The sequence below is a fragment of the Streptomyces sp. URMC 126 genome (assembly GCF_051386555.1).
GTDB lineage: Bacteria > Actinomycetota > Actinomycetes > Streptomycetales > Streptomycetaceae > Streptomyces.
In genome coordinates this window covers 1-12,070 of sequence record NZ_JBPQTX010000222.1, presented here as the reverse complement: position 1 = coordinate 12,070, position 12,070 = coordinate 1, and the positions used below count along the sequence as shown (strand labels likewise).

Below are 12,070 nucleotides of genomic sequence, written 5' to 3'. Positions count from 1 at the left end.
GTCGGTGGTGGGGCGGTCGGCGGTGGGGCGGTCGGAGGTTGTCATCGGGCCGTCACCAGGTGACCGGCAGCGCGCCGAGGCCGTAACTCGACACCTCGTGACGGAAGTCGAGCTCCTCGAAGGGCACGGCCAGCCGGGCGCCAGGCATCCAGCGGAGGACCGCGGCGAGGATCTCCTCCAGCTCCACGCGGGCCAGCCACTGGCCCAGGCACTGGTGCGGGCCGTGACCGAAGGCGACGTGCCGGCGGGCGTCGCGGTGCGGGTCGATCCGGTCGGGGTCGGGGAAGACCGTCTCGTCGCGGTTGGCCGCCGACAGCGACAGCACCACGCCCTCGCCGGCCCGGATGAGCACGTCGTCGAGCTGTACGTCCTCCGTCGCCGCGCGGGCCAGGCCGTTCTGCACGATGGAGTGGAAGCGCAGCAGTTCCTCGACGGCCTTGGGCAGCAGATCCGCGTCCTCGGTCAGCGCCTCGGCCAGGGCCGGGTCGGTGATCAGGCTGAGGAGCGCGAGACCGGCCTGGCTGGTGGTCGTCCCATGACCGGCCACGAGCAACAGGCGGCACATCGGCACCAGTTCGTCGACGCTCAGCCGGCCCGGGCGGACCTGGTCCAGCACCAGCCGGCTGATCAGGTCGGTACCGGGGTCGGCCAGCCGCTCCTCCACCAGCTCGCGCAGATAGCCGTCCAGCTCGTCGCGGGCCGCCGCCACCTGGTCGGGCGTGTAACCGCGGTCGATGAGCACGGCGCTGCGGCTCTCGATGAACTCCCGGCGCTCCTCGCCGGCCCCGAACAGCAAGGTGATGACCCGGGAGGGCACCGGCACGGTCAGCTCCCGGACCAGGTCGACGGGCCGCTCCCCGGCCTTGACCAGCCGTTCGAGGATCCCGTCCAGCAACTCCCGTACGGCCGGCCGCAGTGCCTCGGCCCGGCGGGCCAGGAAGTCGCGGGTGAGCATGGAGCGGAGCCGCGAGTGCTCCGGGTCGTCCATGCGGATGAAGGACGCGGACTCCGGCCGGGCCCGCACCAGGGTCGAGGTACGGGTCAGCATGGGGAAGCCCGGGGCGCTGGTGACCGCGGTGAAGCGGCGGTCTCCCAGTACGGCCCGGACCGCGGCGTGCGCGGTCACCAGCCACACCTCGCTGCCGTCCCAGAGGGTGACCCGGCTCGCGGCCTTCCCCGCCCGCAAATCGGCCAGTTGAGGCGGGGGAGCCAGGGGTGAGACCCGGGACATCGGGTACCCCGGCGCCGCCTGTTTCTCCTGAGGAGCCGTCTCGCTCATCGTCCACCGCCCGTCGCTGCCCACGGATCGCTCCGTCTGTCTCCGGCCAATCTGCCGGAGCGGGGAAGCGGGCGCCCGGGCGCCGGAGGGCGCCGCATAACCCCGGGGAAACGGGCATAACCGGGGCTGCCGCACCGGGCTTTCGGCGTTTGTATTCTCCGGAAAACCGCACGCAAGGAAATCCCCGCGGAACCACCGCGGCGGCACGTCGGGAGAGACCATGGCATCCGCACTGCAAGGAAAGGTCGCGCTCGTCACCGGCGCGAGTTCGGGAATCGGCGAGGCCACGGCCCGGATGCTGGCGGCGGAGGGCGCCGCCGTCGCGCTGGCCGCCCGCCGCGTCGACAGGCTGCGCGCCCTCGCCGACGAACTGGCCGCCGCCGGGGCGAAGACGCACGTCGTCGAGACGGACGTCACCGACGCCGGGGCCGCCGACGCGGCCGTGCGCTCCACCGTCGAGGCCCTCGGCGGACTCGACGTCCTGGTCAACAACGCGGGCCTGATGCTGCTGGGGCCGGTCGAGGACGCCGACCCCACCGACTGGACCCGCATGATCGACACCAATCTGCTCGGCGTCCTCCACATGACCCGGGCCGCCCTGCCGCACCTGCTGCGCAGCCGTGGCGTGATCGTCCAGATGTCCTCCGTCGCCGGCCGCGCGATCGTCCGCAACGCCGCCGTCTACCAGGCGACCAAGTTCGCCGTGAACGCCTTCAGCGAGACGCTCCGCCAGGAGGTGACCGAGCGCGGCGTACGCGTCGTCGTCATCGAACCCGGCACCACCGACACGGAGTTGGGCTCCCACATCACCCACGCCCCGACGAAGGCGGCCTTCCTCGAACGGACCGGAAGGATACGGAGGCTGCGGAGCGCCGATGTCGCCGAGGCGGTCCGGTACGCGGTGACGGCGCCGCCCCACGTCACCGTCCACGAGATCCTTATGCGGCCGACCGACCAGGCCTGACCACCCGGCCTCGGGTGCCCCCGGAGACCCGGCTATCCCCCCGGTCTCCGCGCTCTCTCGGCGTCCCGCCGCGAGGAGAGTCCGAAGAGAACCGCCTGCCTATGATCCCCGGCGTAGGACACGTAGGACACCGGGCAATTCGGCGGTTGATTCTTCTGATTCTTCTGTTTCTTCGACGGAAAAGGGAACCGACATTGTCTCTCGGGGTGGAAGAGGCGCCGGCCGCCGACGGGCCGGAAACGCCGTCGCCTTTCGGCCGGCGGGACCTGGCGCTGCTGGCGGCCGTGGACCGGTACGGGGACCTCGCGGAGGCGGCCCGGCGGGCCGGCATCCGGCAGGGTGCGGCGGCCCGCCGGCTCGACCGGCTGGACCGGGCCGTCGGCGCCCCCCTGACCCTGCGCACCCCGCACGCCGCCCGGCTGACCCCGGCCGGCTCGCGCATGCTGGTCGCCGGGCGGCGCTTCTTCCGCCGCACCGACCTCGCCGCCCGGATCCACCTGCTCGGCCACGGCCGGGAGGCCGTCACCGCCCCGGAAGTGCTGCACCTCGCCACCGCCGAACCCCTGCCGGAGGAGGTGGTGGAGGACGCCGCCGCCTCGCTCGGCCTGCTGCTGTCCGTCCGCCACGAGGAACCGCACCGGATCGCCGCCCAATGGGCCGACTACCTCGTCGACGCGGCGTTCACCCGCACCACCGACGCCTCGCACTCGGCGTCGGACCGGCCCACGCGCGTCCACCACGTCCTCGACGACCCCCTGTGGGTCATCCTGCCCCGCGACCACCCGCTGGCCGGCCGGCCCGAGATCCCGCTCGCCGCCCTGCGCGACGACACCTGGGTCTCCCAGGCCGGCCCCCGCGCCGAGAGCCTGGTGGCCCACGTCTTCCGTACGGCCGGGCTGCCCGCGCCCGCGCGGCTGCACGTCGCGGGGCCGTCGGTCGTCCGGGGCATGCTGAGCCGGGGCGACGCCACCGGTCTGGGATCGCCCACCGACCCGGCCGTGCACGCCCCTTCGCTGGTCCACCGCTCCCTCGCCGAACGGCCGCGCCGCACCGCCGGCCTCCTCGTCGACCCCGCGGTCGTCCCGCCGGCGACGGCCGCCCGGCTGGCGGCGCTGATCGCCCGCGGCCACCTGCGCCGCCTCGCCGCCCACCACGCCGACCTGCTGCGCGAACCGTGGTGGGAGCGGTGGTACGCGGAACAGGCCGCCCGCCCGGCCGGCGCCACCGGGGCCGGCCCGCTCGCCGACGCGGCCCCGCCACCCGCCGAGGGCCGCGCCCTGGACGTCGAGGACCTGGACCTGCTGCGGGCCGTCGCCCGGCACGGCAGCATCAACCGGGCCGCGGCCGTCCTGTCCATCAGCCAGTCCGCGCTGACCCGCCGCATCCACCGGCTCGAACACGCCCTCGGCGCCCGGCTCCTGCTGCGCAGCCCCCGGGGCACCACCCTGACCGAGCCCACCCGCCGCTTCCTGCGCCTTCTCGACGGCTACGAGGCCGACTTCCACGAGGAGGCCCTGGCCTGCCGCGCCGGCCGGCACCCCCTGCGCGGCGGCCGGGCCGCGCGGGCCGCGGCCGCCGCATACCGGCCGGGTGCTCAGCTCGCGCCGAGCGCCACGTAGTCGTACATCCCGAAGGAGCCCGTGACGAAGACGTTGCGGGCGTCCGGGTGGCGGTAGAGCAGGGAACGCGGGTACAGGTACGGCACGATGACCGCGTGGTCCATCGTCAGCCGGTCGATGCGGTGCCAGATCTCCGCGCGCCGCACGGGATCCGCGCACCGGGCCCCCTCGTCGAGCAGCGCGTTGATCTCGGGGTCGTCGAGCTCGCCCATGTTCTGGTTGCCGCGCTCCTTGATCGCCCGCCCGTCGACGATCTGCTGGAGGAAACCGTAGCCGTCGGGGAAGTCGGCGCCCCAGCCGAACATCACGATCCCGATGCCGTGTTCCCGCAGGTACTCCGGGCAGCCGCCGTACCGCTCGAAGTAGTCGCCCGAGGGGAAGTCCAGCACCTCCGCCTCGATCCCCACCCGGGCCAGCCCGGCGGCCAGCGCCTCGGCGGCCCGGTACTCCTTCAGCCGGTCCTTGCGGGCCGCGATCTTCGTACGGAAGCCGTCCGGCAGCCCGGCCGCCTTCAGCTCGGCGCGGGCCGCGTCCAGGTCCCCGGTGCCCTTCGGGCCGACCGGGTAGCGGTCGAAGGGACGGTACCCGTCCAGCGTCGGCGGCAGCAGGGTCGTCGCGATGTCCCCGCCCACCGGACCGCCGTACGCCCGCTGCATCGCCGCCTTGTCGGTGGCGAACTGCACGGCACGCCGGCAGTGCACGTCGTCGAACGGCGGGATCCGGCTCGACAGGCAGTAGATCCAGGTGAAGCCGGTCAGCGGGTTGTCCGCGTGGGCCCGCAGCGCCGGGTCGGCGAGGATCCGCTCCTGCGTCGAGGGCTGCACCCCGAACCCGGCCAGGTCGATGTGGGCCTCCCCGGCGAGCAGCATCCGGTCCACCTCGTGCGGCTCCTTGCCCAGGTGCACCTCGACACGCCGCGCCCGCCGCACGCGCACCGGGTCCGACGCCGGGTCCCAGTACGGGTTGGGCTCCAGCACCGCGAGCTCGCCGCGCGTGTAGGAGGCGATCCGGTACGGGCCCGTCGCCACCGGCCGCAGCCGGTAGTCGGCGCCGGTGTCCAGCCGGCGCGGCACCGGCGTGGTGCTCGGCATCGTCGCCAGCAGGTCGAGCCCGGCGAACGGCTCGCGCAGCCGGAACACCAGCGTGCGCTCGTCCGGCGTCTCCAGCGTCACCGGCCCGTCCGCGTCCGGCTCCCGCCAGGGGCCGCCGTAGTCCGTGCCGAGCAGGTGCCGGAAGTACGTCGGCCCGGCCCCCAGCACGTCGGTGCCGTAATTGCTGCGCGCGATCGCGTACTTGACGTCCGCCGAGGTGACGGGCGACCCGTCCTCGTACCGCAGCCCCTCGCGCAGCCGGTACGTCCACACCCGGCCGCCCTCGGACGACTGCCCCAGCGACTCGGCCAGGTCCGGGACGAGCCGCTGGCCGGCCTTGCCGGGCACGGTGTCGAAGGTGACCAGGGTCCGGCCGACGAGCCGGAGGAAGTTCCAGGTGTAGGCGTAGTACGTGTTGCCGGGATCGAGGGAGTCGAAGTCGTCCGTCCGCACGAGCCGCAGCGTCCCGCCCTCCGTACCGACCGGGCGGACCACCCCCCGCACCCCGGCGTCGAACCCCTCGCCCCCGTCGCCCACGGTCTCCGACCGAGTGGTCACCATGTCCCTCCAGCCCTCGTCGCCCTACGGTCCGCCCCATCCTCCGGCGCGCGACACACGGGGGAGGAGGGGCGGCACGGACCCGCGCATAGCCGGGGCCGGGTCGGCATACCCGGCGGGGACGGCCGGGAATGTCGGTCTGCGGGCGGACGAAAAGCCCCGCTGCGGCGCACTGACCATGGGCCGGTCGACCGGGCCCGAACCGCATCCGACAGTCCGCCGCGAACGACTTGGCCGGTGCCGAGGGCCGGGAAGAGAAGCAGGGCTGGGGGAGGGCGGACAGCCCACCGGACTCTTTTCAAGGGCTGAGCAGGCGGCTGTCGAAGTCGTCTTCGAGGAGGGCTCGGTAGGCGGCATGCACGTCCTCCGGGACGTCCTGCTCGATGGCGAAGCCGAGTTTCGGATACTCGATCACTCGTTGCAGATCGCCGACGAGCTGGTCGACGACGAGCTTCTCGTCGCCGATCGTCTTCAGGTAGTCGTCGAACTCCAGGGGAGCCGAGGCGCAGATCACTTCCACCTCGGGCCATGCCTTGCGGGCGGTGGCGAACGCGCGTCGCTCCATGTAGGGCATGGCGACCAGCAGCACGGTCTGCACGTCCAGGCCGGCGGCGGCCAGGACGTCGCGGGAGAAGGTGATGTTCTGGCCGGTGTTCCTGGCCCGGGGCTCCAGCAGAACCGCCGCGTCCGGGACGCCGAGGGCGAGCGCGTGGTCGCGGAAGTGCAGGGCCTCGCCGCGGGGGAAGCGGCCCGGGTGGGTGGGGTTGGGACCGCCGGAGAAGACGAGGGTGGGGAAGAGACCTGCCCGGTAGAGCTCGGCACAGAACGCGGGAACGCCCAGGTCGTGGCTGCCCAGGCCGATCGCCGCGTCGCACGGTCGGAGCTCGTGGCCCATCCGGTGGTAGTCCCAGATCAGCTTGGCTCGCCGGCGCTGGTCGTCGGTGATGGACCGCTGGATGTCCGTCGTCACTGGCGTCTCCCTGGTCACCGCCGCCAGGGACTCGTCACCCCGGCGGTCGTCCGAATGCTCTCGATACTGGCCAACTGGTGGCTCATGCCGTAGCGAGCGGCCAGTTTCGCGGCCTGATCGAGGGCCGAGAGGCCATCATCCCTGGTGGCCGGGTCGGACAGCAGGATGTGTCCGTGAGCGGTGTCCAGACGCACGCGTTGCATCGGGGAGTCGGTCGCGCCCGTCCTGCGGGCGATGCCGATGAAGCGCAGGGCTCTGTCCAGGTCGCCGGCGCCTCGGTGGGCGAGGGCGAGTTTCTGGTGGGCGACGGACCAGTCGTCCGGCTCGCCGAGGTCTTCGAAGTCGCGGGTCGCGGCCGGCATGACGCGTGCGGCGTAGTCGTGCTCGCCTTCCTTGCTCAGCGCGGTCCCCACCCACAGCCGGGCCCGCGCGCGGTCACGGCGGGCGAGCCGGTCGTCGACGGCCAGGTGTTCGTAGTGGCGGGCGGCGGTCTCCAGACGGCCGGACATCTCGGCGACGACGGCCAGGGAGAGGTCGAGCTGGGCGACGCGGCGGGGGATGTCGAGCCGGTCGAAGAGCGAGCGGGCGCCCGCATACGCGTGCTGGGCCGAGAGCGGCCCCACCACGGCTCCTTGGTCGCGCTTGAGGTCGCCCATGAGGGCGGTCGAGCGGGCGAGGAGGTACAGGCCCTTGTCGTCCAGCTCAGGTGGGCGGAAGCGGTTCAGCCACCGGCCCAGCAGGTGGTCGGCGAAGGTGAAGTCCTGCCGGTTCAAGGCCACCACGACCCGGTCCAGGTCGTCGGTCCACGATTCGTACTCCCAGGCCCGGGGACCCGCGGAGGTGACCCGGCGGGTGGTCACGGGCGGCCCGCCGGCCTCGGAGAGGAACGTCTCGAACCGCAAGTGCGCGGACGCGTCCGCGCGGGCCAGAGCCGTGTCCAGGATCGCCTGGGTGTCCGGGCGAGGTTCGGTCGCGGACAAGTGCTTGTCCCAGTTGGAGACGGTCCGTACGGCGACGCCGAGGTGCTCGGCGAACACCCGGACGCTCATCCGCAGGGCGAGCCGCAGGGCCCGGGCCTCCAGGCCGGTCCAGTGGTGCACGGTCGCCACGCGTCGCTCCCTTCCGAGCGGTCATGCAAGCACGGAACGCCATGCGAGGAGGACGGAAGTGCAACACGAGTGCAACACCGTGTCATTTCGTTGCCGTCCGAGCAGGAGGACGCTTCAACAGGCAGGTCGCCTCCGCTCTTTCGCTCGGGGCGGCTTCCCCCCTTCCATTCCTCTCCTCCTGATCTCTTGGACGGTCTCCCCCATGGAACCCCTTACCGAGCATCGCCGTGTCAGCGGCCCTGCCGTCTACGGCTTCCTGCGACTGGTCAACGTCCCCACGGCTCGCGAGGAGGCCCTGAAGCGGTCGCTGGTCGAGTACTGCCGCCGACACGAGCTCTCACTGTCGGGCGTGTTCGCCGAACGCCTCACCGCGGTCACCTCCGCGGCGTTCGTCGGGCTGATGGACGCGCTGGCGGTGTCCGGTTCCTACGGCGTCGTGCTGCCGTCCGCCTCCCACCTGGGCCCCAGGTCCATGGCCGCCGCTCGGGGCCGGCACATCGAGGCGACCGGCACCCGGCTGCTGCTGGTCCGCAAGGACACCCCCGGTCGGGCCCGCCGTCGGCGCCCGGGCCACGGCGGCGCCCAGGCGTGGTACGACCGCGCGTCCGCACCGACGCTGGATGCCGAGTCATGAACCGCTCCACGCCCCTGTCCGACCAGCGGTTCTTCGCCTCGGCGCCCGCCTCGGTCGGACTGGCCCGCGACTTCGCCGACAAGACTCTCCGCTCCTGGAACCTGGACGCTCTCGCCGACGACGTCCGGGTCTGCGTTTCGGAGCCGGCGACCAACGCGGTGGTCCACGCCAACACCTACGGCCGCTTCCTGGTGCGGCTGACCGTCGGCGGCGACCACCTCCACCTGGAAGTCCATGACGACCACCCCCGTCGGCCTGCAGTCCGCCTCCCCACCCATCACGCCACCTCCGGTCGAGGGCTGCACCTGGTCGCCGCCCTCGCAACCGCCTGGGGTGTCGATGCGCGCCATCCCTCCGGGAAGATTGTCTGGTCGCGGTTCCGCCTCGCGCCCGCCCTGTGGGAGGTGCCGTGCTGATCGGCTGGCGGCACCGGGCCGTCCCCCGGCCCCTCCGCTGCCTCCTGCCCCCGCCCCCTGAAGGCGGAGGCAGCGCCGGGCCGCCCACAGGAGCCGAGAACGTCAGGTCGTGTACTCCGAGTTCAGCCGTACGTACCCCTCCGTGAGATCGCAGCCGTACACGGTGAACTCGCCGTCCGCGATGGCCAGGTCGGCGCCGATCACGACCTCGTCGCCCCGCAGGTGTTCGGCGACCGCCGCGCGCAGGGCGTCCTCGGTGTCGGTTCCTTCGGCGCGCGGCGGGTAGACCTCGACGTCGCCGAAGCGGATGGCGACGCGGTCCTGGTCGATGTCGGTGTCGTCCGAGCACTTGCCGATCGCCATGGCGACGCGGCCCCAGTTGGGGTCGTTTCCGTGCACCGCGGTCTTGACCAGCGGGGAGTTGACGACGGCCTTGCCCACCCGCTTGGCCTGGGCGGTGTCGCGCGCGCCGGTGACCCGGACCTCGATAAGCTTGCTCGCGCCCTCGCCGTCGCTCGCGATGTCCTTCACCAGGGCCAGCGCGACCTCGTACAGCGCCTGTTCGAACTCGGCCGGGTCGACGTCGCCCGCCAGGCCGTTGGCGAACAGGGCCGCCGTGTCGCTGGTGGAGGTGTCGGTGTCGATGCTCACCGCGTTGAATGTGCGGTCCATGACGCGCCGGAAGATCCGGTCCTGCTCGGCCGGGTCGAGCCGGGCGTCGGTGGCGAAGAACGTCAGCAGGGTCGCCATGTCGGGCTCCATCATGCCGACGCCCTTGGCGATGCCGACCAGCGTCGCGTCGCCCACCCGCGCCCGGACCTCCTTCGGGCGGGTGTCGGTCGTCATGATGGCGCGGGCCGCGCGGTCGAAGCCGCCCTCCGGGAACGGCCAGGACAGCGTCTTGAGGTGGTCCCGGATACGCTGCATGGGGTACTGACGGCCAATCACGCCCGTGGAGGCGATCAGGAGTTCCGACTCCGTCGCGCCGAGCGCGCGAGCCACGGACTCGCGGACCTCGCGCGCGTTGGCCTCGCCCTCGCGGCCGGTCGCGACATTGGCGTTGCGGGCCAGTACGACGACGCCGCGGGAGCGCCCGGTCGCGGCGGCCTCGCGGCTCAGCAGGACGCTCGGGCCGGCGAACCGGGAGCGGGTGAAGACCGCGCTCACCACCGCCGGCACCGTCGAGGCCAGTACGGTGAAGTCGTCGCGGCCGTCGTCGGCCAGGCCCAGCGGTGCGGTGTGGACGACGAATCCCCGCGGCGCGCGCGGTGTGGAGTCGGGCATGTCGGCGTCTCCTGTCGTGGTCATGGGAAGCCGTGCGGCAGGCCGGCGAGCCGGGCCGCCACCCTCGGCTGCATGGACTTGGTGGAACCAGCATATTCATGCGTCAAGAGTCGCGCCCCCTCACCGGAGCGGTGAGGGGGCGCGGCCGGGGGAGCGCTACGGTCACCGGCGCGGCGTGAAGGCGACGACGTCGCCCGCGCGTTCGCCGCCGGAGAGCTGGCCGTTGCGGTCGGTGCGGATGTACACCCGGTGCAGCCAGCGGTCCTCGCCGTCCCAGCGCGGGGTGAACGGCGTCCGGGCGTGCGTGGTACGGAAGTTGTCGATGATCAGCACGTCACCGGGGACGAGCTTGACCCCGGTGGTCACCTCGTCGAGGGCCTTGGACAGGACGCTCACGGCCTCCTTGTCCTCCGGGAGCACCGGCGCCAGCAGCTCGCGGTCGTACCCCAGGTAGGGGTCGTCCACGTCGCCGTACAGCGGCTTGACCTCGGCGATGGCGCCCGGGTCCTCCTCGCCGCCCCGGAAGGCGACGTCCACGCAGCAGGGCATCTTCCGGTCGAACAGCCGCGCCCGCGACTCCGCGTCGATCAGCGGCAGCGCCTTGCGGACCGCGCCGACCAGCGTCTCGGCGCGGTGCTCGTGGTCCGCGCGCGAGCAGGCGAGCATCACATAGTTGGGCTGGCGGACGTGGTACGCCATCTCCGTGTGGAACTCCAGCAGGGTCTCGGAGGTCTCCGAGGACAGGTAGTGCGCCCCGGGCGAGGGGTACACGTCGTGGTACACCGTGCCGGACCGCAGCTCCTGGTACCCGGTGTGCAGGCCGAGGCGTCGGCCGGTCAGCGCCAGCATCGCCTCCATCAGCAGCAGCGGCCGGTCCACGGGCGCCGGCGTCGAGGTGGGTGTGGGCGGCAGTTCCTCGTCGACGGGCAGCCCGCGCAGCAGCAGGTAGCCGTCCGCGTTGCTCTCCGCGTCGAACGAGTCCAGGGCCGTGGCGAGTTCCGCCGGCAGCTCCGCCGCCAGCTCCTTCGCGACGTCGAGGAACCCGTACAGGTCCGCGCGCGGCACCCGGGGGAGCCGGGCCGCGAGCGCGAGCAGCGGCTCACGGTACGGGGAGCAGTCGACGATCGGGGAAGTCATGACGTGTTGGCTCCTTCACTTGTGAGTGCGGTGGGCGCGGGCGTACTGGTAGAGCAGCTCCGCGCCGATCTCGGTGGCCAGCACGGCGGTGATCCCGCCGTGGTCGTAGAGGGGCGACACCTCCATCACGTCGAACCCGACCGGCCGCAGATCCCCGACGCAGCGCAGCAGGGCCAGCACCTCGCGGGAGCTGAGCCCGCCCGGCGCGGGCGTGCCCGTCCCCGGAGCGAAGGCCGGGTCGACCACGTCGACGTCGACGGACACGTACACCGGCCGGCCCCCGACCCGCTCGCGGATCAGGTCGGCGGTGCCGCCCACGCCGAGCTCGGCGAACTCGTCGGCGGTCACCACCCGCACCCCGTGCCCGCGCGCGTAGTCCAGCGAGTCCGGCTTCGGGTTGTGCCCCCGGATGCCGATCTGCACCATCGCCTCGGGATCGACCAGCTTCTCGTCGATCGCGTGCCGGAACGGGGTGCCGTGGTGGTAACGCCCGCCGTAGAAGGCCGGGTTGGTGTCGGAGTGCGCGTCCAGGTGGACCACGGCCAGCGGGCCGTGCCGCTCGGCGACCGCGCGCAGCGCCGCCACCGTCAGCGAGTGGTCGCCGCCCAGCATCAGGAACGCGGCGTTGGTCTTGAGCAGCTCGGCGAGGTGCCGGCCGGCCGTGTCGATCGCGATGTTCATGTCGAAGGGCGTGAGGTCCATGTCCCCCGCGTCGACACAGTCGATCAGGTCGAACGTGCCGGGGCCGCGGTCGATGCCGACCCCGTGGATCAGCCCCGACTCGCCGCGGATCGCCCGCGGGCCGAACCGGGCGCCGGGACGGTAACTCGTCCCGCCGTCATACGGGGCGCCGATGACCACGACGTCGTAGCCGCGGGGATCCCGCTCGTGCGGCAGCCGCATGAACGTGGGTATCTGGGCGTAGCGGGGTGAGACGTGTGAGTCGATGCGCTCCACGGTTTCGGTTCTCCTCCAGGGGCGGAAGGGGGCGGAAGGGGTCGGACGGGGA

The 12,070-nt window shown here is 72.9% G+C and carries 11 protein-coding genes; 4 read left to right on the top strand and 7 right to left on the bottom strand.

Features of this window, described 5'->3' with window-relative positions:
* Positions 1-52: 52 nt before the first annotated feature.
* The gene (locus ACSNOK_RS23610; RefSeq protein WP_436782761.1) at positions 53-1,303 is read right to left on the bottom strand and encodes a cytochrome P450; all 1,251 of its coding nucleotides are present in this window, start codon (positions 1,301-1,303) and stop codon (positions 53-55) included.
* A gap of 196 nt (positions 1,304-1,499) precedes the next feature.
* Between ACSNOK_RS23610 and ACSNOK_RS23605 the strand changes: the two genes are divergently transcribed.
* Both ACSNOK_RS23605 and ACSNOK_RS23600 read left to right on the top strand, forming a co-directional pair.
* Positions 1,500-2,243, top strand: a complete 744-nt coding sequence (locus ACSNOK_RS23605) for an SDR family NAD(P)-dependent oxidoreductase (RefSeq protein ID WP_436782760.1) — start codon at positions 1,500-1,502, stop codon at positions 2,241-2,243.
* A 194-nt stretch (positions 2,244-2,437) separates the two neighbouring features.
* A complete protein-coding gene (locus tag ACSNOK_RS23600; RefSeq protein ID WP_436782759.1) occupies positions 2,438-3,862 on the top strand; it encodes a LysR family transcriptional regulator in 1,425 nt (474 codons plus the stop codon).
* Here ACSNOK_RS23600 and ACSNOK_RS23595 read toward each other — a convergent pair.
* From ACSNOK_RS23595 to ACSNOK_RS23585, 3 genes are all read right to left on the bottom strand, one after another.
* Positions 3,838-5,514, bottom strand: a complete 1,677-nt coding sequence (locus ACSNOK_RS23595; protein ID WP_436782758.1) for an ABC transporter substrate-binding protein — start codon at positions 5,512-5,514, stop codon at positions 3,838-3,840. The genes ACSNOK_RS23600 and ACSNOK_RS23595 overlap by 25 nt on opposite strands.
* A 295-nt stretch (positions 5,515-5,809) precedes the next feature.
* A complete protein-coding gene (locus tag ACSNOK_RS23590) occupies positions 5,810-6,481 on the bottom strand; it encodes a YdcF family protein (RefSeq protein ID WP_436782757.1) in 672 nt (223 codons plus the stop codon).
* A 14-nt stretch (positions 6,482-6,495) separates the two neighbouring features.
* Positions 6,496-7,590, bottom strand: a complete 1,095-nt coding sequence (locus ACSNOK_RS23585) for a helix-turn-helix domain-containing protein (protein WP_436782756.1) — start codon at positions 7,588-7,590, stop codon at positions 6,496-6,498.
* A 202-nt stretch (positions 7,591-7,792) separates the two neighbouring features.
* On the opposite strand from ACSNOK_RS23585, the gene ACSNOK_RS23580 reads away from it, so the two are divergent.
* Positions 7,793-8,224, top strand: coding sequence for a hypothetical protein (locus tag ACSNOK_RS23580; RefSeq protein WP_436782755.1), 432 nt, complete (start codon positions 7,793-7,795; stop codon positions 8,222-8,224).
* Positions 8,221-8,640: an ATP-binding protein gene (locus ACSNOK_RS23575; protein ID WP_436782754.1), complete on the top strand. Its 420-nt coding sequence runs from the start codon at positions 8,221-8,223 to the stop codon at positions 8,638-8,640. Before ACSNOK_RS23580 ends, ACSNOK_RS23575 begins: the two co-directional genes overlap by 4 nt.
* Before the next feature lie 102 nt (positions 8,641-8,742).
* Here the strand turns inward: ACSNOK_RS23575 and argJ are convergent, their stop codons facing one another.
* From argJ to speB, 3 genes are all read right to left on the bottom strand, one after another.
* A complete protein-coding gene (gene argJ, locus ACSNOK_RS23570) occupies positions 8,743-9,924 on the bottom strand; it encodes a bifunctional glutamate N-acetyltransferase/amino-acid acetyltransferase ArgJ (RefSeq protein ID WP_436782753.1) in 1,182 nt (393 codons plus the stop codon).
* Positions 9,925-10,086: 162 nt separating this feature from the next.
* On the bottom strand, positions 10,087-11,061 hold the full coding sequence (gene cs1, locus ACSNOK_RS23565; protein WP_436782752.1) for a clavaminate synthase Cs1: 975 nt from the start codon (positions 11,059-11,061) through the stop codon (positions 10,087-10,089).
* A gap of 15 nt (positions 11,062-11,076) precedes the next feature.
* Positions 11,077-12,018, bottom strand: coding sequence for an agmatinase (speB, locus tag ACSNOK_RS23560; RefSeq protein WP_436782751.1), 942 nt, complete (start codon positions 12,016-12,018; stop codon positions 11,077-11,079).
* Positions 12,019-12,070: the final 52 nt, after the last annotated feature.

Coding starts and splice junctions, on each gene's coding strand:
- argJ (WP_436782753.1), bottom strand. CDS start 9,924: ATGCCCGACTCCACACCGCGCGCGCCGCGGGGATTCGTCGTCCACACC.
- ACSNOK_RS23575 (WP_436782754.1), top strand. CDS start 8,221: ATGAACCGCTCCACGCCCCTGTCCGACCAGCGGTTCTTCGCCTCGGCG.
- ACSNOK_RS23605 (WP_436782760.1), top strand. CDS start 1,500: ATGGCATCCGCACTGCAAGGAAAGGTCGCGCTCGTCACCGGCGCGAGT.
- ACSNOK_RS23580 (WP_436782755.1), top strand. CDS start 7,793: ATGGAACCCCTTACCGAGCATCGCCGTGTCAGCGGCCCTGCCGTCTAC.
- cs1 (WP_436782752.1), bottom strand. CDS start 11,061: ATGACTTCCCCGATCGTCGACTGCTCCCCGTACCGTGAGCCGCTGCTC.
- ACSNOK_RS23595 (WP_436782758.1), bottom strand. CDS start 5,514: ATGGTGACCACTCGGTCGGAGACCGTGGGCGACGGGGGCGAGGGGTTC.